The following is a 21,930-nucleotide window of genomic DNA, read 5'->3' on the forward strand; positions in this document are numbered from 1 at the left end:
GCAACATCACGATTGAATGAGCGGCCCCGTCATTGGGGCCGTCACATCAACCCGCAATGCTGTCGTATCCGTAATAACCGCCTTGATAGCCGGAACCGAGGAATGCCCCTTCCTGAGGCACATCGGTCAACAGCACGCCCTTGAGCGATACGCCGCCGTTGAGCAGCCGCTTGGCCGTCTCAGCAATCTCGTTCAGCGGATGGCGGCCATGGCGCACCACCAGCAGCGTCGTGCCCGCGTACTTGCCGATCACCGTCGAGTCGGTCACGGCAAGCACCGGCGGTGTGTCGACAATCACGATGTCGTAATGCGACTTCAACTCGTCGAGCATCGTTTGGAAACGCTTGCTCATCAGCAACTCAGACGGATGCGAGGGCAGCGTGCCCTTGGCGAGCACGTCGAGTCCTGGCAGCACGTCGCGCTGGACCATCGACGCGAGATCGCCACCGCTCAGCACGTCCGAGAGCCCCGGCTGATGCGCGATGCCGAAATGCGAATGGACGTCGCCGCGCCGCATGTCGCCGTCTATGATCAGCACCCGTTTGTTCGCGGACGCCACCAGCGCCGCCAGATTCACCGACAGGAACGACTTGCCGGTATCGGGCCGCGAACCCGTGATCATCACGACGTTGTTCTCAGCATGATCGAGCGACAACTGCAACGAGGTCCGCAGATTGCGCACGCCTTCCACAGCGATGTCTTCTGGCGCCTGCTGTGCGAGCACATGTAGCCCGCGGCGGCGCAGCATGACGTTTTCCTGCAAACGCAGCTGCGTCTGGCTGCGCGGCACGATCGCGAACACCGGCACGCCGAGCACCGCTTCGAGCTCGTCCGGACGTTCCACGCCGCCGTACATCGCGCGCTTGAAGAAGGTCAGCATGATGCCGATCAGCAAGCCGCCGCCAAGCGAGATCAGGATCGCCAGCACGCGCTTCGGGCGCACCGGCTCGTCCGGCGTTTCGGCGAAGTCCACCACCCGCACGTTGCCCACCTGGCCGGCTTTCGCCACCCGCAGTTGCTGCGCGCTATTCAACAGATTGGTATAGAGCTCCGTGTCGACGTGCACGTCGCGCAGCAGACGCAATGCGGTCTGCTCGGTATCCGGCATCACGGCCACGCTGCGGTTCATGGTGGCAGCTGCGCCCTGCAACGCCGCGATCTGTGCATCGAGCGCGGCTACTGCCGGGTGATTCGCCGTGAAGCGCTGCGACATCTCCGCGCGTTGCTGCTGCAGATCAAGCAGCTTCGTCTTGTTATCGACGACCTGTTGAAGCAACAGACGGCTTTCTTCACCGAGATCGACCGTGCCGTGCGCGTTACGGAACTTGTTGTAGCGTTGCTCGGCGTCGTCGAGTTCCTTGCGCAAGCCAGGCAATTGCTGATCGAGGAAGGCCAGCATGTGCTCCGCTTCGGTTGAACGGCTTTCCACATCCTGACGCACGAATTCGCGCGCCATACTGTTGACGATCGCCGCGGTCAGCGCAGGGTCGCCGCCTTCGAGGCTGGTGCGAATCACGCCGGACTGCAGCGTGGTTTCGGCCACCACGAGCGCCTTTTGCAAGCGGTCCACGGTGCCCAGCGTCGAGGCGCGCTGCAGCTCGAAACGCGCGCCAGGCTCGCCGACCAGCTTGTCGACATGCAACGCGATCGGGCCGTCGGCGGTGTCGGTTTGCACGGTCTCGCCGACGTGGCCGGAGAGAATCGCGATACCGTTCTTGTCGCGCAGCACGTACGAACCCGCATCGCCCGCAATCAGCGTGAAGGTCGTGTCGTAATAGTCCTTCGACGTGTCGAAACGCGACACGGCAATGCTCTCGTTACCCCATGCGAAGCCCGACACGTTGATGAATGACGGCAACTTGAAGCCCCACTGCCCGTTCACCAGGCCCGCGATCATCCCGCCGATGAACGGCATATAACGCGGCGAAGCCGTGATATCGAGGTGCAGATTCTTGACCGTTTCCTCGGTGACGAGACGCGACTTCAGCAACTCGATCTCCGCCGCCGTCGAGGGCTTGGTGTCGAACATGCCGGTGAGCGGCGGCAAGGAATCCTTGCCGTTCGCATTGGCATTGGCTGTCTTGTCCTCGACGTGGAACAGCACATCTGCGCGGTAAGTCGGCGGCGCAAGGAACGCATACGCGCACCCCAGCGCGAGTGCGATCAGCGTCACCATCACGATCGTGCGCCAACCTCTCACGATCGTGCGCAGATAGTCCGACAGGTGCAGCTCGTCCGGTCCGGACACGTCGGTATAGCGGTTTTCGAAATTAATTGCCATTTTGTTCACCCAACAAAGCCCGGCGGTTCATGGTCACGTTGCACGGTTGTTATTTCGCAAGAACGGCACCCGTTACAGCCGCATTGATCGCCGGCAGCAGCAGGTTCAGCACACGGTTGAAGCGGACCAGGCCGCCTTGACCGACATACACGACGTCCTTCGGTTGAAGCTCGAACTGATTGGCGAGGATCATGGACACCGGCGAGGTCGCATCGAGGTGGTAGACCTGCGGCGATTCGCTGGTCGAATTGCGGATCACGAACAGCTGTCTGGCCGCCGCCGTGTTCGAGTCGAAGCTGCCGCTATCGGAAATGGCCTGCGAAAGCGTCAGCGTGCCGTTACGCATCGGCAGGATCGTCGCCGGCTTGTTGACTTCGCCCATCACATACACGCCGCTGTCTTCGCGCGAAGCCACCCGTACGATGTCACCCGCTTGCAGATAGATGTCCGACGGATTGCGGCCGCGCTTGATCAGGTCGTCCACGTTGAGCGGATACGTCACGCCGTTGCGGATCAGCTCAACGCGGCTGCGATCCGCATTCGGGCTGAAGCCGCCGCCCTGGTTGATCACGCTCGTCAACGACAACGGAATGTCCGTGACCGACTGCGCGCCAGGAGTGCGCACTTCACCGTCGACATAAACCTGCGCGTTGCGGAACGAGGCCACCCGTACCGTCACCTCAGGCTTCTGATACACGTTGCTCAGACGCTTGTGCAGATCCTTCTGGATCGTCCCGACGTCTTTGCCGGCAACGTGCACCGTGCCTGCATACGGAAACTGCACGTCGCCGTTTTCGTCGATCAGAAAACCGGGCGCGGCGTCCGACGTCTTCGCGTTCTGCGCGGGCTGGCCCAGCGCGGCGGCGAGCTCCGGGTGGTCCCACACGACGATCTGCAGCACGTCGCCCGGGCCGACCTTGTAAGAGGTCGGTTTGCCGAACAACGCGGTTGTCTGCGGCGGCAGCGTCGTGGCCGTCTGCGTCGCGTTCATCTTGCGCAGCAGCGCGAGGTTGATGTCGGTAATCGGAATCTGCTGTTGCTGCGACGCTTCCGTGCTGTAGTCCCCACCCGTGTCCTGAACCGCGGCTGGGGTAATCATCTGTTGACCCGGTACGATTCCGCATCCGGAAAGCACTGTTGCAACTGTGAAAATCACGAGACTTCCCGTGCGTATACCAAGCGAGCTCATGGTGTTTCCTCCTTGCGCCAGGGACTGTCCTCGGGGGAGGTAGAGCCCAGCGTGCTTGTTAACTACTTAGTACTTAGTAAGCGTTTCGATGCGCCAGTCCGGCAACGATCGTCGCGCCGATAATCCGCATGTCGAGTGCGAACGACCAATGCCCCAGGTAGTACAGGTCATGTTCGACGCGACGCTCCATCTTCTCGATGCGGTCGGTTTCGCCACGAAAGCCGTTGATCTGCGCCCAGCCTGTAATGCCCGGCTTGATCCGATAGCGATTGATGTAGCCGGCGACCACTTTCTGATAGAGGTCGTCGTGCTCGAGTGCATGGGGACGCGGTCCAACGACCGACATGTCGCCACGCAACACGTTGAAGAATTGCGGCAGTTCGTCGAGGCTCGTGCGGCGTAGAAATGCACCGACGCGCGTGACGCGCGGATCGTCGCGCGTCGCCTGTTTGAGCGTGCCCTTCGGCTCGGCATGCAGTCGCATCGAGCGGAATTTGTAGATCGTGAAAACGTGGCCGTCCGCGCCTTTGCGCTTCTGCTTGAAGAGAACCGGGCCGCGCGACGAGAGCTTCACCGCGATCGCTATGGCGAGCAGGATCGGCGCGAGGCCAATCAACGCCGAAGCGGCGAACAGGCGGTCGAAGATTTCCTTCTTCAGCATCGAACTGGCTGACAGCGGCGAGGCGACCAGGTTGATCGCCGGCATGCCGAGCAGATCGATCACGCCGCTGCCATCGAACAATGCGATGCTGCGCACGTCGGGCATGAAGCGGATATTCACCAGATCGTCGCGGAACTCGTTGATCAGCTTGCAGATCAGCGGCTCTTCGGTGAGCGACAACATGAGCCAGAGTTCGTGCACATCGTTGGTGCGAATGTAGTCGGCAAGCGCATCCACCGTCTCGCAGACAGGTACCCGCGGGCTGGTCACAGCAGACACGTCAGGGCGCGTGTTGTAGACGGCCGTCGCGCGAAAGCCTGTGCCGGGCGCCGAATCGATCCTGCGGATGATCGCATCGCACTGCGAGCCGCTACCGACGATCGCAACCTGATGCAGATTCAGACCGGCACTGCGCGCACGCGCCAGCACCGCATGCATGATCAGCCGGTCAGCGATCAACAGGCCGCCCGTCACCGCCGTCCAATACGAGAACCACAGCCGCGAGACGAAGTCGATGCGATGCAGCGAATACATCAGCACAAGCGCGCTGCCCTGCACCATCAACCACGCAAGCGACACCTGCCCGGCCAATGAGAGCTTGGAACGGCCGCGCCATGATTCATACACGCCGAACGCTGGAAAGGTGGCCAGCGCAAAGGCGGCGGAAAACATCACGAGCGCCCAATAGAACCCTGATTGAGCGAGGTAATCAAAGCGGATCTGCGACGCCACCGCCGCACCCACCAGTACCAACGCGACATCGAAAACTCGCGCGAGCAAATCCTGAAACTTGCGCATTTTGCTTACCTCGTTCTTGCCGTTCGTTCTTTTCCACACATGATTCCGGGGGCGCTGTTAGGAGCAGCGGCCGTAGTTGTCGTTGAACCTCACAATGTCGTCTTCACCGAGATAGGTGCCTGACTGGATTTCAATGATTTCGAGCGGTACTTTCCCCGGGTTTTCGAGCCGGTGACGCGTGCCGAGTGGAATGTAGGTCGACTCGTTTTCGCTCAGCAGGAACTGCTCTTCTCCGCGCGTGACGAGCGCCGTGCCACGCACGACGACCCAGTGTTCGGCGCGGTGGTGATGCAGTTGCAGCGAAAGCTTCGCGCCCGGCGTGACGACGATGCGCTTCACCTGGAAGCGTTCACCGTGGTCGATGGAATCGTAGAAGCCCCAAGGGCGCCGCACCTTGCGATGCGCATCGGCCTCGGGAGCGTGTTGCGCCTTGATGCGCGACACCAGGCCCTTGACGTCCTGCACATGTGAGCGGTCGACCACCAGCACGGCGTCGGCTGTTTCGACGACCACCACATTGGTCGTGCCCACACAGGCGACAAGCCGGCCTTCGGAATGCGCATAGCTCGACACCGCGCCTTCGAACGTCACGCGGCCGCGCCCGGCGTTGCCGTTGGCGTCCTTATCCATTGCGGCCCAGACGGCGTCCCAGGAACCGAGATCCGACCAGCCTGCATCGAGCCGAACAACGACGCCTGATGGATTCACGCTGGACTCTTGCAAGTTCGCGGCCGTTTCGTCCGTGGGGTTCGCGTCACTCGCGTCACTCGCGTCACTCACGTCGCTCACGTCAGTGAGGCGCTCCATCACGGCATAGTCGATCGAGTCAGCGGGCGAACTCAGGAATGCGTCCACCAGCGGACGGAAATACGCGCCTTCGCTTCGGCCGTTCGCGAATGCGCGTTCGCAGGCTGCGTGCATCTCCGGCTGCAGGCGTTGCAGCGTATCGAGCCACACGCGTGCCCGCACGACGAAGATCCCTGCGTTCCACCAATACGTGCCTGCAGCGACGTACTGCGCGGCAATTTCCTCGGCCGGCTTCTCGACGAAGCCGTCGATTGCATAACCTCCATCGGGCAATTCCGCGCCGATACGGATATAGCCGAAGCCCGTATCGGGGCGCGTGGGCGGCACACCCAGCGTGGCGATCAAACCGCGCTCCGCATACCTGGCCGCACGCTCCAGCGCGCCTTGCAACGCCGGCACATCCGCAATCGAATGGTCGGCTGGCATCACGATGAGAATCGCGTCGTCGCCGTCCGCGCACGCGAGCGACGCCGCGAGCGTCAACGCCGGCGCCGTATCGCGCCGCGCAGGCTCGACGATCAGACGCGCGTTCACGCCGTTTTCCAGAAGCTGCTCGGAAATCACAAACCGGTGTTCTTCGCCGCACACGATGATCGGCGACGCGTCCACGTTCCAGCCGGCGGGAAAGCCGTCCATACGCCGCGCAGTCGCCTGCAACAGCGAGTCTGAGCCGACCACGTCGATCAGCTGCTTCGGATAGTTTTCGCGCGACACCGGCCACAGCCGCGTGCCCGAGCCGCCGGCAAGAATGACCGGGACGATGCGCGCGCAATGCGCACCGGCGGTCCCGGCATTGGCACCGTCCGGGTTCGCCGACGCAGCGTTCACAACTCCCTTAGTCAACATATTCGGATTCCTTATAATTTTTTGAGATCAAGGAAATACTTACCGGAGCGCGGTACGAGACGACTACGTGTTGGGCGCGCTCAGCGCGGTTCGCGGCGCGCGCTATCCGCCGACCATGCGGCGGCTTTGAATCCGGAACTCAGTCGGGGAAATCCTCATCCGCTTACGGAAAACCTTCGCGAGGCGGTCACCGTTACCCATGCCGGTACGCCGGGCAATCTTGTCCACCGGCAATTCCGACTCGGTCAGCAGGCTGCAGGTCACCGCAAGGCGCTCATGCAACAGGAAACTCGAGGGCGTGATACCCATTTCCATCTTGAAGCGGCGCAGGAAGTTGCGCTCGCTCATCGCGGCGAACTGAGCCGCATCGGCAATCGAAATCGATTGCTGGCAATTCTCTTGCAGCCAGCGAGCCGCCGCGCGCACTTTGTCGCCGGGACTCAAGCCGCCGTCTTCGCCAAGCAGCGGTGCGAGGTTCGAGCACGAATCGGCAAGCAGACGCTCGGCCACCGTGCGGGCGGTCGCGCCGCCGAGATCGCGCTTGATCATGGCGAGCGCGCTTCTCATCGATTCAAGCCGGTCACCCGCGTCGCCGTTCTGCTCGGTCTGGCGCGACGACATCGACTGCGGCTGGTGAAATTCGCCGCTTTCCTTGCTGTCCGGCACATAGGCTGCTTCGAGCAATGCGCGCCCTTCCGCGATCGGCCGGATCATGCCCGTGTTGCGGCGCACACGCCGTAACCAGGCGATCAGCCGCTCGTCGCCGGCTGCGGCGAATGCGCCTTTGCCGCCGGCCACATACAACGCGTCGAAGCCGCCGTAATGGCGCGCGTCGAGCCCGTCGGTCCAGACCCGCAGTGCCGATGACGAAGTCACCATGCCGCCGTCGGCCGACAGGAAGGAAACGTCATACAACCAGCCACCGGATCCGGACGATGCCAGTTCGTTAGCAGCCTGAAACACTTCCGCAACCACGCCCGCGCCCTGCAGCGAGCAGTCGTTGAACATCAGGATTGCGATGCGACGCATACCTTTGTTCGGTGCGTGCACCCAGCGCAACATGGCAGACTCGAGACTCGCGCAGGTCATAGTCATCCTCTCAACAGAAAACGGATCTACTTTTCAACCTTGAACGCCCACACAGAGGAATGCTCTGTGCAGTGCATCATAGCCATCCGCAATCAAGCATTTAGCCGCCATGACCGAAAGTGCAGACATGTTGGCGTTTCAATATGGTGGCCAGCCAGTGATTTTCGGAACAATTGCTCTGCTACTATTTTTCAACGAATTAATTGCCGATTCTGCATATGAATGAATTCACATTCCGCGAATCCTAATGCTAATTAATGTGATTTTTTGTGTGCTGGCGCACATACAACCGCCACTCGAAATGCTTGAGTTGCAATTTGATCTGCCCGGCATTCTGCAGATTCGAAGTGACTTCTTTCCGTCACATCGCCAGAATGAGAGCAGCCCCCTTGTTTGCACCAGTCATTGTTCTTACCGGATGCCCGCGGGGCTTTCTTCTGACGATATATTTGGTCGGCAGAGACATATAAAACAGTATCCAATATAAGCACTTTTCGAGAGAGAAAATTATTTAATTCGTTGTTATTGGATCTGGAGAATATAAACATGACGATTAATGTTTCAAACGTGAAACACGGCAATAAGACAACTTTAGCCAGCCCGGCAATAGACGGGCCAATGGCGGATTCTGTCGGATGAGAGCCGGTATGTTTCCGCCATAGAATTGCGGAAATGGCCTATGCGGTTTCCGCAACACATTGCAACGCGAGGTAGTCTGAGGCGGGTCTGGCCTGGTCAACTAGCAATCCGGTGACGCCTTATCGTTACAACAGGCCGGAACCTATGCGTCGAACGACACGGGGAACACATGTCTGATGTATGTGAATATCGCGCGCTGCAACCACTCGCCGGCACCTGTGGCGCCCGCGGGTTAGCGCTGCGCGTTGCCGCTTCGGCGGCGGTATTTATCCTGCTGGCCATGGCGGCCTCCTCGTGTAGTGCGGCAGCGGCTTCAGCCGATCCTGACAGCGCAAGCAATGCCGATCTGACGGTCGACGGCAGAAAGTGGACACCTTGCGCGGCGGAATATGGAACCTGCCGGTTCAACGGTACGCGCGACGTGCTGTACGGCACCGTCGAACAACATGTCATCAAGACGTTCACGACCAGCGCCGATTGCAATAACGGTGTGTTCGGCGATCCTGCACCCGGTGTGGAGAAGCGCTGCGCAGTTGCGGTCACTGCGACTGACTCGAGCACGGCGGCCAAGGCTGAAGCCGCTGCCTCGGCGAAAAAAGACACAGCGCCTGCCGCCGCGCAGGAATCTGCGGCCACGGTATCCACTTCATTAAAGGCGCCGCCCGGGCAGGGTCTGCGCTGCGGCGCGCCCACCTCACAAGTACGCGCGGCCGCAAACGGCGATCTGCTGGAAGCGGACACGCCGAGCGACGGCACGCGCCTGTTCGCAGCAGACAAACCGTTCGCACTCGTCTTCACGACACGACCTGCGCAAAACGACACGCTCAACTGGCAAATCCGCGACAGCTGGAATGCCGTGCGTGCCAGCGGCCGCTTCCCCGTTGCGGCGGGCGCCACGCTGTCGACGCTCAGTTGCGCCTCGACCGTTGCCGGCTACTTCGCCGTCTCCGCTTCGCTGGAACGCGCACATGGCCAGCTCGAATCGCGTGGCACACGTCCTGCGGGGATCGCCACCTTCGGCGTCCTGCCCGACACCTCCGCTGCGTTGCCCGCCGTTCGCTTTCCCTACGAAGACCTGCACCGATTCGGCGGACAGGGCACTGCATACCTTGCGCCCGGGCAGCATTGCTGCGATGGCGACGGCTATCGGCCGGCCTATACCGCGCTCGGCCTCTCGTGGGCGAACGACAATCGCAACTGGTATATGGAAGAGCCGAAAAACGCAGGCACGTTCGATCCCGCGAGCAAGCAGTTGCTGCCCTACTTCCGGCGCGGCGACATCATGCGTCTGATCCAGCTCGACGGTATTCCTCAGTGGGCTAGTTCGACCGGCAAGGAGACGCACAGCTATGCGCCGACCTCGCTCGCACAAATGAAGGACTACATGGCCAAAGTCGGCGCCGAGTCCAACCGCACGCGGATGACCTACTTCCCCAAACAGCGCGACAACTACTATCAGGTGACATGGGAACCGGACGCCGACGGCGGCCTGCCGTGGCGCGATACCGACGCGAATTTCGTCGCGATGTATAAGGCGGTTTGGGAGGGCATTCATCAGACGGACCCGCATGCCGTAGTGATGGGGGTGACGTACGCGTCAGTGCAAGTCAATGTCGAGAAAATGCGCCGTCTCGGTCCGCTCGGGATCGGCCGCTATATGGATGGCATGACCATCCATGGCTATTACGACATCGGCACGACACCATCGCACCCGCCCGAACGTGTCGCTGACCCTGGCAACCAGGGCACCGTGCCGGGAGCACTGCCCGCCGCGATGCGCGCACTTCGCCACGAGTTGCGTCTATACCTGAAACCCGGTGCACCGCTGTTCGTCACCGAAACCGGCATCAGCTACGACATCGGTGCGGCCTATGGTAAGAACTATCCGGGTGCGAACGTGCTGTATGCGCAAGCCGCGGTTGTGGCGCGCACGCATCTCATCCTGCTCGGCGAAGGCGCGGACATGACCTACGTGTTCTACCTCGCGGACATGCCGGACGCGGCGCCCGGCTATGGGGTCTTCTTCGAACTCGATCATCCGACTGGCGCCTACGGCGCCGCGCGCATCAGCCCCAAACCTGCCGCGCTCGCGGTGGCGGCGATGACGCGGATCATCGACGGAACGGATACGCTCGGGCCGCTCAAAGCTCTGCCGAAAGGCGTCTACGCGTACGCGTTCCGCCGGCTCGGCGGCGGCAAGATCGTGACGGCGTTGTGGACGCATGACAACGACGCGTGGAATGCCAAAACCGGTTTCAGCGCGAGCCAGAGCGCGGATTATCGTCTGCGTGTCGACGCACCCGGCACGTCAGGCGAAGTCACCGTGTTCGACATGATGGGCAACCCATCGAGCTTGCCGTATCGCGACGGTGTCGCGAACCTCAAGCTGTCGCCGACGCCTATCTATGTGGTGTCCGCCAACGCCGGCGTGTTCAAAGACGCGGTCATGACACCGGAGGGTTATGTGCCTCGATAGCTGTGCCGCGCAGGGCGCGGAGTGCGCATAGCGGCCGCCGTGGCCCCCTCGATAGGCACCGCTTGCTGTCGAGACGTGGCGATACTTCGGCGTGATGTGACAGGGCAAGTGGTTTCTTACACCCGTAAAATCCAGACGAAGACTACCTCGCATGCATATCAACGCGCTGGAACCGAGAAATGAACGGCCTCGCATGGACAATGCTGGTGCTGGCCGGGATGGTTGGGGCGTTTGTCTTCGCCACGGTCGGCGCGATTCTGGTCGCACTGCTGCTGGCGAATGTCTCAAGCCGTCTCACCCGGGATGATGAGCACCATGGTGACTACTAGCGCCTTCCGCATCGCCTCACGATCACCCAGCGCTCAACGCGACGCGCACCCTGCAGGAGATGGAATGCTGACCGAAATCGATTTCCTGGACGTGGTGCGTCTGACGCCGCTGGTTGCGATCGATCTGATCGTCAGCGACGCCGATGGCCGTGTGTTGATCGGCCATCGGCGCAATCGCCCTGCCCGCGGCACATGGTTCGTTCCCGGCGGCCGTATTCTCAAAGACGAAACACTCGACGCAGCGTTCACGCGCATTGCCGACGCCGAATTGGGCATCGGCAGGCTCACGCGCTCGACCGCGCGCTTCGAGGGCGTTTTCGAGCACCATTACAAAGACAATTTCGCCGCCGAGCCTGACGTGTCGACGCACTACATCGTGCTCGCCTATGGTCTGCAGTTCACCAGCACCATCTCGGTCGGCCGGCTCGACCAGCACAGCGACTATCTCTGGCTAACACCTTCGGAGTTGCTCGCACGCGCCGATGTCCACGAGAACACCAAGGCTTATTTCCGCTAGCGCCAACAGCCCCGCCACCTGCATAACCCATTGCCGGTGCGCAAAGTGATATCTACTGTGAGTTCGCCAACGCGGCAACTCACGCCGGTACAGTATGATCGAGCTCACCGTCAGGGCTCGAATCAGACATGCGATCATCGGCAGCCAGGCTCGTTCGCGATTCATCCATTGCTCTTCTAGCGCTACTTTTTTTCGCTTTCTTTCCGGGCGCGGCGCGCGCGGCCGATTGCGGCGCCGGCACGCTGGTGACAGTCGTCGCTCACCTCGACGACGATCTGCTCTTTGTCGACCCCGCCATCAGCGAACGGCTCGACGCCGGCTGGTGCATCACCACTGTCCATCTGATCGGCGGCGCCAACGGTGCGGATTTCGCTTACGTGCAGACCCGCGAGCGGGCCTCGCGGCTCGCGTACGCGCGCATGGCGGGGGTGCCTGACGAATGGATCGAAACGAATATTCCGATCGCCGGCAAGCTGGTGCATCAGATGGTGCTGAAGGCCAAGCCGCAAGTCCGTCTGCTCGAATTCCGCCTGCCCGGCGGCGCCGTGCGCGGCGGCCGCGAACCGCTCGGCCTGCTGTGGGAACAGCGCGCCACGCTTTCCACCTATCCGATGAACGCCGACGGTTCGGTGCGTGTGCAATACGATCGGGCCTCGCTGTCGGCCACACTGAGAGTGATACTCGCCGGGGCGTCGCAGATCTACACGCTCAATCCGGACACCGTACCGTTTCTCGAGCACCCCGATCACATCTACGCCGCGCGCATCACGCGCCACGTCGCCCAGACGCTGAACAAAAGCGTGCCGATCGAATACCACATCACCTATCCGACCGGCGACTGGCCGGGCAATGTGCCGGCGGCCGAAGTTCAGCGCAAGCGCGACATCGTCGCCAGCTATTTTTCTGTCGACGGCAGCGAGTTTTCGCACGTATTCGGCGAGTTCCAGTGGGACGGTAACTGGGTCGCGCGCCGCTATGCCTTCGCCGATCGCAGCGATCACCGCATTGCCGATTTTCAATCGCATCCCATTCAGCTATTCAATGCGGCGGCAACTCGCTGCCTGACCTCCGCAGGCAGCGGCCAGGCGCCGACACTCGCCGCATGCACGGGCTCGTCCACGCAACAATGGCGCTGGGATCCCGTGACGGTCTATCCCGGCAATGCGCGCAACGCCGCACTCGTCAGCGTCGCGACTTCGCAATGCATCGCCGAACGCGACGGCTATCTGATCTCCGAGACCTGCGATCAATGGGACATGGCGCAGCGCTGGACGCCGTGGGACTTTGGCCTCGTTTATACGCCGCTGCGGCACTGCCTCGGCGAAAACGACGGTAAGCTCACCATGCGTGGCTGCACCCAGCTCACCACACGCTACCGGTGGGCGACCCAGCAGCGCACCCAGGCGACCGATTTGCGCCTCGCAACCGCGATGGTCGGTGATATCGGCGGCACGGGCGAGCAAGCCGCGGTCTACGTGCAACGACAACACGACGGACCCGGCTTCAATGTGTATGCGGCGTCGCTCGTGAAAGCGTCGCCTCCTGCGCTCTGGTACGCCGGCCTCGTTCCTTTCGATCCCCGCGCCACCGCGCCCAGTTGCACGGATGACAAGCTGTGCTTCGATAGCGCGCGCTTCCTGCTCGGCGATTTCGACGGCGACGGCAAGACCGACTTGATGGTCATCACCGCGCGCCAGGGTGGCACCGCGTTCTGGTTGCTTCGCAGTACAGGCGAGCGCTTCGAGGCTCCACGTCTCTGGCTTCAAACGAGCCGTGAGTTCAGGCCTGCGTTGACGCAGCAATATGTGGCGGCGGACTTCGGCGGAATGGGACGTGCCGGCGTGCTGATCGCACAGAAACGCGCCGATAGCGGGCTTGACCTCTGGACGGCGTCTTCCACAGGCTCGACGGGCTCAGCGCCGACACTCATGGCGCAAGCAAAAACGCTGCGGCAAAACGCCAATCTTCTGCCAGTCCAAACTGCAGGTTCACGCACGTCGCTGGTCGCGGTGGATGGTGCGGACGGCCGGCTCGCACTCACGCCAATTTCCAATGACGGCACACGCATGACCATCGGCGAACGCAAACTATTGCCGGCGAGTTTCCTACCGGACTTCGTCAAAGTGACGGTCGGGGCCGTGCACGGCAAAGCGAGCAATACGCTGATTCTTTTGACACCGCATCTCGACGGAACGAACGAGGACGCGTTGATCGACATTGCCACGCTCGACACAGCGGACGCGAACGCCGTGCCGGTCCAGGCGGCGACATTGCGTGGCATGTCGTGGTCGGATGTCTTTCCGGCTTTCGTGCGGGACAAACGCAATGCGGCGCTCGTGCTCTATCGAAGAACCGACGCCACGCTCGGCGATTTCTATTTCACCGGCGGCGCACCGGCGCTGACGCGCTATCCGGTAGGCGATGGTTTCGCTTTAGGCGCAGCCCTGGATCTCGGCGAACTGCCGGGGCTATTCTCGGAGACGGTGCGGATCGACCGGTTGGCGCAGTAGCGCCAGCCGGTCGACCCGACGCGGTTCAGGTCGACACGCGCAGCGGCTGAACGAACTGGCGCGCGATCGTCATGTAGCGATCTGCCGTGTCGTGCAACGTGTATCCCGCCAGTTGCCGGTTCGCTCGCGGCATATCGAGCGCCTTGAGCAAGGCGCGGCCATAGGCCTCCGGATCGGCCGTGTCGACGAGACTAACGCCGGCAAATCCACTGGCAAAACCGAACGACGGAATCCGGCTCGCCACGACAGGAATGCCCGAGGCGAGCGCCTCCAGAAAGCCGATGCTCTGCGCTTCGAAACGCGAAGGCATCGCAAAGACACGTGACGAGCGAAGAATCGCGGCGACATCCAGGCGCGGCCCGCATACCGTCACGCGGCTGTCGAGGCCAAGCTGATGAACCAGCGACACCACCGCCTCGTAATAGGGAATCTCCTCGATGACTCCGCACAGCAGCAGGCGCGCTTCAGGCTCGCTCTGCACGACGCGCTCGAACGCGCGGATCGTGTCCAGCTGACTCTTCCCTTCTATATAGCGGCCTAGCTGAACAATCTGCTTCGCAGGCACGGCGATATCCGGTACGGATGGGTTGCTGTCTTCGGCGAACAGCGACGCGTCCACGCCATTCGGGATCACGACCATCGCCGGATGCTTGCCGATTTCTCGCAGGTAGTCGTCGATATTTTGCTGCGACACGCCGATGATCGCTCTCGCCCGCCGTGACAGCAGGCGCTCCGCCTGCTTGAGCGCGCCGTTCTCGAAGTCATTGACGCCGGAGTGCATCACCCAGGCGATCGGCGTATGCACGGGCAAAAGACGCACATAAAGTGCGGCGAGCGTGGCATGCGCCACGATGAAGTCGGGACGGAACTGGCGCACCACGCGATACAGGTGCAGCAATTTGCCCACCCTGCCGTGACGGCTGGTCGGGAACAGGCAGGTGACGCCTGCGGCTTCCAGCTCCGCACGAATGCCGACGAAATCGTCCTGCTGAGGAAGCAGTGACGTTATACAGACCTCATGGCCGCCGCGCTGATGTTGAATCGCGAGACCTTTTACAAGTACTTCTGCCCCGGAAAGTCGCGGGGCATGAACCAACTGAAGAATTCTCACGATTTATCTCTCTGGATAACCGCCTTTTTTGCGCAGCGGATGGACAAGCCGACCAGCAAGTACCGCCCCCAAAAACCGTCGGCATCCATCATCGTTCATCTGGCGCGCCCCTTTCGCGGGACGCGGCCTCGTCTCCGTAAAACAGCGACAGTTCCGCCGCGAAGTCACTATCGCGAGGAAACGTTACACCGAAGGCCCAGCACTTTTCCGCCATCTGCAAGGCTCCTTCGGCTATGCAATGAGCGCTATCGCCCATTTCTCAGCGGTTTACCCCGATTCGTATAGTTAGGCATCCGTTGCAAATCTTTTCGACCCCATTTCTGTTTGGCGGACAAAGACTAATCTCCTCATACGTATTTTTTGGTGCGATCAATGCAATTAGTACTGCCTTATTGTTCATACGTAACGACTCGTTACTTCTTTTAAACATACTAATGAGTATTGTTGCAGTCGATTCTTCCCATCAGAGCCTTTCTTGCTTACAGGACAGTAAAAAGTTCATCGAATGGCGCGATGAACTCAAGCACTTCGATGTGGATTGCGCTGTTCCTCAAGACGTTCGTTGTATTCGTCACACCTTCCCCGGTCGTCCGATTCCGCCAAATCCGCCATGACGAGTGGCATGGATTCGTACGATAAGAATTTCTCTGCAGAGAAATGCGTTCGGGGCCGACAACCCGGGAAGGCATCACACCTTCGCGCGACCGAATGGTTGCGCATCCAGGACGGCCAGTGTCGATGCCTCGGTCATCGGCTGGCTTGCAATTGAACCCCGACGTTTGCTCTGTCTCCCTACGCGCCTTGCGCGAAGAGGCAAGCGAATATTCACAGAACGCATTGGTTAGATTGATGAAATCGCAACTACTCCTACTTTCGACACTTTCTCTCGCGCTAGCGGGCTGCGGTGGTGGCGGCGGCGGTAACGGCGCCAGCAACAACGCAACAAGCCAGCTCAACGGCAGCTCCGGCTCGTCCAACTCGACTGCGGCGGGCAACAGCAGCACCGGCGGCACCGCCACGGTGAACGGCGCGGGCACCACCGTCGCGACGCTCAGTTGTGCATCGCCGGCCGTCTCGGCGGGCTCCGGCAGCGCCACCATTTCCGCCGACACGCCGAGTGCTGACGGCACACGCATCTTCGCTTCCGGCACCACCTTCCAGCTCGCCTTCAGCACCAACGTGCCGAATGCCGACACGCTGAACTGGGCCGTCACGGACACCATCGGCCGAGTGGCGGCGAGCGGCAGCACCGCCGTCCCGAGCGGTTCGAAGACCATCACGCTCAACTGCACCTCGACGCTCGCCGGCTATTTCGCCGCGACGGGCACACTCGCGCAGAACGGCGGCCAACTGCCACAGGCCGGCACGCGTCCGGTCGGCATTGCGACCTTCGGTGTGCTGCCGAACCTGTCTCAGGTCGTGCCTGCGGTCACCTACGCGCATCAGGACCAGCACCGCTTCGGCATGCAGGGCGCGAACGACAACGGCCCTCTGCTGGCCGACCTCGGCATCTCGTCGACGATCGACGACCGCCAGCTTTCGACGATGGAGCCGAACGGCGCGAACACCTTCAACCCTTCCACGAACAATCTCGATCCGTTCTACAAGAGCGGCAACGTGATGCGCCTGATCCGTCTCGACGGCATCCCTGCCTGGGCGAGCAGCACCGGCGCGTTCCAGGACGACACGAGCGTGCCGACCAACCTTTCGTATTACCAGAACTACATGAGCCGCGTCGGCACGGAATCGAGCGCGATTCGCGCGGCGTACTTCCCGACCCAGTCGGCGAACTACTATCAGGTGACGTGGGAGCCCAACGAGTTCTGGACCGACACCGATGCCAATTTCATCGCGCTGTATCAGTCCGTCTATCAAGGCATCCATTCCACCGATTCGAACGCGGTGGTGATGGGCCCGGCCGATGCGTTCCCGAGCCTGACCACGACGCGTCTGAAGCGCCTCGCGCCGCTCGGCTTCGGCCAATACATCGACGCGGTGGCAACGCATGGCTACTACGACGCGGGCACTTCGCCGTCGCATCCGCCGGAGCGCTACGACAGTGACCCGTCGACAGCCTCAGGTTCGCTGCGCGGCCAGATGCGCGCTCTGCGAAATGAAATGGCTACCGACTACCGCACGGGCATGAAGCTGTTCTCCACGGAAGCCGGCATCAGCTACGACCTCGGCACCTCGTACGGTCCGAACTATCCGACCGCGAACGTGCTGTACGCGCAAGCGGCGGTCGCGGCGCGCATGCACATCATCACGCTGGGTGAAGGCGCGGATCAGACCTATGTGTTCTACGGTGCGGACTATCCGGGCGAAGTCGGCTACGGCACGTTCTTCGACCTGAGCGATGCGCAGGGTGCATTTGGTGCGACGAACATCAGTCCGAAGCCAGTCGCGATGGCGATCAGCGCGATGACGCATACGCTCGATGGTACGCATACGCTTGGAGCGGTGAACGGCACGCCGACCGGGGTCTACGCGTACGCGTTCCAGCAGGTGGGGAATGGGGCGGTGATCACCGCTTTGTGGGCGCACAACAATAGCGTGTGGGATGCGAGTGTTGGGTTCAGCTCGAGCTATAGCGTGCCGTATAGCCTCACTGTGGATGCGCCGGGCACGAGCGGTACCGTGAAGGTGGTCGATATGATGGGGAATGCTTCGAGCGCGAGTTACAGTAATGGGACGTTGACGCTTAATCTGACTGAATCGCCGGTGTATGTGGTGTCGAACAACGCTTCGGTTGCGAAGTCGAATGCGACGGTGCCGGTGGGATACGTCGGTATCTAATTAGCAACCGCCTCATCATGCGGTAGACGTAAAAACGTCAGCCGGCTTCAGGGCCGGCTGACGTTATTTTTTTCAGACATGGATGGCGGCGCCTGGCCGCGCACTCGCAGTGCGTCAGCTTTCCCCCAGTCGCCCCTCGAGCCCGCTCAACTCCTGCTCGCGCTCCTTCGACACCTTGCCGATCGGCGGGCCTGCAAAGCTCTTGCGCACACCGGCGCCGTACCAGATCGCCAGCAGGATCGCGAGCAAACCAACAATCACGTACACCACTTTCTGATTAGGCGGCTGCATGCCGACATAGGCGAGCACGAGCGCGCCGAACACCGCCGCCACGGCGAACGGCTTCGACAGCATGCCCAACTGGAACGGCCCTTTTTCCTTCCACGTGCGGCCCTCGGCGAAAATGCCGGCAGCAATCGGCATCGCGTAGGAGATGAATAGAAACACCGCGCTACCCGCGCTCAGCACCGTGAACGCGTCGCCGTACAACGTCACCACGATCGCGAGCACCGCCGAGGTCCAGATTGCAGCACCCGGCGTGCGGTGTGCCGCATTCACCTTGCGCAGCCACTTCGAGCCAGGCAAGCCGCCGTCGCGGGCAAACGCGAACATCATGCGCGAGGTCGACGTCACGGCTGCGAGACCGCATACGTAGTTGATGAAGAACATCAGCAACTCGATCAGGATGCGCAGCGGTCCCGGAATCGGCGCAAGAATCGCTTCGAAGAACCCGGTGCCCTGCTTCACCCCCGCAGTGATATCCGGCATCACCAGCACGAACGCGCACACCATCACATAGCCGAAGGTCGTCGACCAGAACACGGAGCCAACGATGCCGCGCGGCACATTGCGCGCCGCCTGATGCGTCTCCTCCGAGGTATGCGCAGAAGCGTCGAAGCCCGTGATCGTATAAGCGGTCAGCAGCAAACCGGACAGAAACGCCATGGCGATGGTCTGCTTGGGCCATGCGCCGCCATCGATACCGGTGAAGTTGGTGAACGTGTAGAGCCGCGACAGATCGATCTTGACCGGCGAATACACCAGCAGGGACACCACCAGCATGACCGTCACCACAAAGATCAGATAACCCGACAGGTCCGTGATCTTGCTGGTGATGCGAATGCCGCGATGATTCAGGAACGCTTGCGAGGCGGTGATCACCGTCAGAAAGAGCGTCTGCTGCCACCAGCCGAGCGAATCTGGACTCACACCGAACATTGGCGCAATCAGCGTGCGAAAGAACGGATCATAAGTACCGTAGTTGATCGCGGCGACCACGAACACGAGACCGAGCAGATTCAGCCACGCAGTGAGCCAGCCCCACATTTTGCCGCCGAGAATCGAACTCCAGTGATAAAGGCCGCCAGCCGTCGGATACGACGACGCGATCTGCGCCATCGCGGCCGCCACGACCAACGCGAACAGCGAGCCGAGCGGCCAGCCGAGTCCGATCGACGCCCCGCCCGCCGCCGACAAACCCATCTGGAACGACGTGATGCCGCCCGACAGAATGCAGATCAGCGAGAACGACACCGCGAAGTTCGAGAACGCCCCCATGCGCCGGGACAGTTCCTGCGCGTAGCCCATCTTGTGCAACAGCTTGACGTCGTTGTCGGCGGACTCCGCCGACGGCACAGCCGTGTTGATGTCCATGACGCGATCCTTTGAACAGGGTTAAGACGAAGCGGCTGAGCGATGCTAAGGCGTGACCGCGCGACGAAGGACCGGCTCACGCAGCCGTAAAGCAGTTGTCGACGTACAAATGTGCGCCGTTGACGAAACTGGCGTCGTCGCTGGCGAGAAAGAGCGCCGCGCGCGCGACTTCTTCCGGCGCGCACAGACGGCCCTGCTGCACCGACAGCGCCGCTTCGCTCGCATCGAATCCATACTTCGCGAGTGCGCTGATTTCGCGGCGCCCATGCGGGGTATCGATAAAACCGGGGCATACGGCGTTGCAGCGAATGCCACGGTCGCGATACTCGACGGCAATCGACCGGGCGAACATGGCGCATGCGCCTTTGGTCGTGCAGTACAGCACTTCGAGCGGCGTGGCCGCGACCGACGAAATCGACGCGGTGCACACGATCGAACCGCCGCCTGCCGCGAGCATGTGCGGCAGCACCGCGCGGGTCATCATGAACATGCTTTTCACGTTGACGTTCATGAGCCAGTCGTAGTCTTCGTCGGTGGTATCGACGAACGGCTTCACGACGATGCTGCCGGCGTGGTTGAACAGCACGTCGATGCGCCCGAAGCGCGCCATGATATTCGCCACCGCGGCGTCCACGGCAGCGCGCTTCGATACATCGGCAGCGAACAGTTCGGCTGTGCCACCCGCCGCGCGAATTCGCGTCACGACCTCCTCGCCCGCATCGGTATTGATATCGACCACGGCGACTTGCGCGCCTTCCTGCGCGAATAGCAGCGACGCCGCGCCGCCCGCACCGGTCGCGCCGCCTGACACGATTGCGATCTTGCCTTCCAGCCTGCCTGCCGCTCTGCTCATGCGTGACTCCCGTTCCAGTGTCCAGTGCGTTGTGTTGCATTGCGTTGTGCACAAAGTAGGGGCGGCAAAAAGCGGCGACTATCCAAAATTGGCAAAAAGTAAAAATCCCGTAAAAATCTGCCTTACTGACAAATGCATTACATGCGGTGATTCGAGCGCACCCGAATGAGCGCAGACGGCCTGAACCCCGGGTGCGGCACGGACTTTTTTTCGCATACACTGGTCGGCACGAGGCTTTCGGGGAGCGCCAACAGAATCGGGAGAAGCTATGCAGCCGGCCAATCAGACAAGCAGCGCCGTCGAGATTCGCTATTGCCGGAACATCGACGAGCAGGCGATGTTGCTCGACGCGTGGAACCAGAGCTATTGCCAGATTTCGCGTGGCGCCTTCGACGGCTCGGTGAGTTCGTTCGCCGCGGGCGGCGTGCGGGTGTTGGTGGAACGCCTGAACCGCACGGTCTATCAACGCGGCCAGGTGGCGCGGTCCAGGCTCGCCGTGGGCATTCCATTTCAACTCGAAGGGCATGCACTGCTGTGCGGGCAGACGAGTCATCGCGACGGTCTGCATGTGTTTTCCGGCGATGGCGGATTCGAGTTTTTATCTCCCGATACGCATCTGGTGGTGAATCTGGAGATCGAACCTGACGCGATTGGCGATCATTTGCTGCGCTCGCAGCTCGACGAGATTGCGCCGTTGCTGGGCGCGAGGCCTGGTGTGTTGAATGTTGATCCTGCGAGGTTGCAAGGATTTCGCGAGGTGCTGAAGCCATTGCTTGACGCCGTGAGTGCGACGCCGACTCTGCTCGATGATGGCGGCGTGGCGGCCTCGTTCGAGAAGTCGGTGATATTTGGTCTTGCCGAGGCATTGCAGGGAATGCGGGATGCGGATCCACACGGGAATGTCGAAGCGCGTACCGCGCGGAACTGGCAGCTTGTGCGCAGCGTTCGTGAGCTGGTGGAAGAGTCGCCGGATTGCCCGCTGTCTGTCGCCGAGCTATGTGCGCGGTTTCGCGCGAGTCGGCGCACTTTGCAGTATGCGTTTGAGGATACGGTTGGGGTGAATCCTTCAGCGTATATACGAGCGGTTCGGCTTGATCATGTGCGGCGGGAACTGAGAGCCGCTGGGTCTGTTACTGAAGTCGCTACGCGGTGGGGGTTTTGGCATTTTGGGAATTTCTCCAATGAGTATCGGGGGCAGTTTGGGGAGTTGCCATCGGAGACGTGGCGGCGCAGTAGGGCGCGCGCGGGTTGAAGGGTGGGTTGTTGCCTGCGGCGCTTGTTGGCCGTGTTCTTAGGGTTTTGGGCTTTTCTTGTTCTGGGTTTGGTGCCTTTCCTTGCATTGTTAGTGGTCTATTAGCGTTGCCCCTGTGCGGGG

The 21,930-nt window shown here is 61.5% G+C and carries 14 protein-coding genes; 6 read left to right on the forward strand and 8 right to left on the reverse strand.

The genetic code is table 11. From position 1 onward, the window contains the following. Positions 1-46: 46 nt before the first annotated feature. The 5 genes from M0D66_RS25970 to M0D66_RS25990 all read right to left on the reverse strand — a co-directional run bounded on the left by M0D66_RS25970 (position 47) and on the right by M0D66_RS25990 (position 7,671). Positions 47-2,281 carry a polysaccharide biosynthesis tyrosine autokinase gene (locus tag M0D66_RS25970; protein ID WP_093636532.1) on the reverse strand — a complete coding sequence of 745 codons (2,235 nt, stop codon included), beginning with the start codon at positions 2,279-2,281 and terminating at the stop codon, positions 47-49. A 49-nt stretch (positions 2,282-2,330) separates the two neighbouring features. Further along, a complete protein-coding gene (locus tag M0D66_RS25975) occupies positions 2,331-3,470 on the reverse strand; it encodes a polysaccharide biosynthesis/export family protein (RefSeq protein ID WP_093636535.1) in 1,140 nt (379 codons plus the stop codon). Positions 3,471-3,543: 73 nt separating this feature from the next. Beyond that, positions 3,544-4,929 carry an undecaprenyl-phosphate glucose phosphotransferase gene (locus tag M0D66_RS25980; RefSeq protein WP_093636538.1) on the reverse strand — a complete coding sequence of 462 codons (1,386 nt, stop codon included), beginning with the start codon at positions 4,927-4,929 and terminating at the stop codon, positions 3,544-3,546. Positions 4,930-4,986: 57 nt separating this feature from the next. Next, positions 4,987-6,582 (reverse strand): sugar phosphate nucleotidyltransferase, encoded by a 1,596-nt coding sequence (locus M0D66_RS25985; RefSeq protein WP_266211942.1) that lies wholly within the window; start codon positions 6,580-6,582, stop codon positions 4,987-4,989. Positions 6,583-6,684: 102 nt separating this feature from the next. After that, positions 6,685-7,671: a helix-turn-helix domain-containing protein gene (locus M0D66_RS25990; protein ID WP_093636544.1), complete on the reverse strand. Its 987-nt coding sequence runs from the start codon at positions 7,669-7,671 to the stop codon at positions 6,685-6,687. 808 nt (positions 7,672-8,479) lie between these two features. On the opposite strand from M0D66_RS25990, the gene M0D66_RS25995 reads away from it, so the two are divergent. The 4 genes from M0D66_RS25995 to M0D66_RS26010 all read left to right on the forward strand — a co-directional run bounded on the left by M0D66_RS25995 (position 8,480) and on the right by M0D66_RS26010 (position 14,142). Further along, positions 8,480-10,786, forward strand: coding sequence for a hypothetical protein (locus M0D66_RS25995; protein WP_266211944.1), 2,307 nt, complete (start codon positions 8,480-8,482; stop codon positions 10,784-10,786). 179 nt (positions 10,787-10,965) lie between these two features. Then, the gene (locus tag M0D66_RS26000) at positions 10,966-11,115 is read left to right on the forward strand and encodes a hypothetical protein (RefSeq protein ID WP_167378424.1); all 150 of its coding nucleotides are present in this window, start codon (positions 10,966-10,968) and stop codon (positions 11,113-11,115) included. A gap of 64 nt (positions 11,116-11,179) precedes the next feature. Then, on the forward strand, positions 11,180-11,632 hold the full coding sequence (locus M0D66_RS26005) for a GDP-mannose mannosyl hydrolase (protein ID WP_266211945.1): 453 nt from the start codon (positions 11,180-11,182) through the stop codon (positions 11,630-11,632). Between the two features lie 128 nt (positions 11,633-11,760). Continuing rightward, the gene (locus M0D66_RS26010; protein ID WP_266211946.1) at positions 11,761-14,142 is read left to right on the forward strand and encodes a hypothetical protein; all 2,382 of its coding nucleotides are present in this window, start codon (positions 11,761-11,763) and stop codon (positions 14,140-14,142) included. 25 nt (positions 14,143-14,167) lie between these two features. Here the strand turns inward: M0D66_RS26010 and M0D66_RS26015 are convergent, their stop codons facing one another. Continuing rightward, positions 14,168-15,253: a glycosyltransferase family 4 protein gene (locus M0D66_RS26015; RefSeq protein WP_093636556.1), complete on the reverse strand. Its 1,086-nt coding sequence runs from the start codon at positions 15,251-15,253 to the stop codon at positions 14,168-14,170. An 849-nt stretch (positions 15,254-16,102) separates the two neighbouring features. Here M0D66_RS26015 and M0D66_RS26020 point away from each other — a divergent pair. Further along, on the forward strand, positions 16,103-18,049 hold the full coding sequence (locus M0D66_RS26020; RefSeq protein WP_266211948.1) for a hypothetical protein: 1,947 nt from the start codon (positions 16,103-16,105) through the stop codon (positions 18,047-18,049). Between the two features lie 114 nt (positions 18,050-18,163). Here the strand turns inward: M0D66_RS26020 and M0D66_RS26025 are convergent, their stop codons facing one another. Next, on the reverse strand, positions 18,164-19,702 hold the full coding sequence (locus M0D66_RS26025) for an amino acid permease (protein ID WP_054035445.1): 1,539 nt from the start codon (positions 19,700-19,702) through the stop codon (positions 18,164-18,166). 76 nt (positions 19,703-19,778) lie between these two features. Further along, positions 19,779-20,555, reverse strand: coding sequence for an SDR family NAD(P)-dependent oxidoreductase (locus tag M0D66_RS26030; protein ID WP_093636562.1), 777 nt, complete (start codon positions 20,553-20,555; stop codon positions 19,779-19,781). Positions 20,556-20,823: 268 nt separating this feature from the next. Here M0D66_RS26030 and M0D66_RS26035 point away from each other — a divergent pair, with 268 nt between their 5' ends. Next, entirely contained in the window at positions 20,824-21,807 is a 984-nt protein-coding gene (locus M0D66_RS26035; protein ID WP_093636565.1) for a helix-turn-helix domain-containing protein, read from the forward strand. Positions 21,808-21,930: the final 123 nt, after the last annotated feature.

The organism is Paraburkholderia sp. SECH2, assembly GCF_030464795.1.
Classification (GTDB): Bacteria; Pseudomonadota; Gammaproteobacteria; order Burkholderiales; family Burkholderiaceae; genus Paraburkholderia; species Paraburkholderia aspalathi.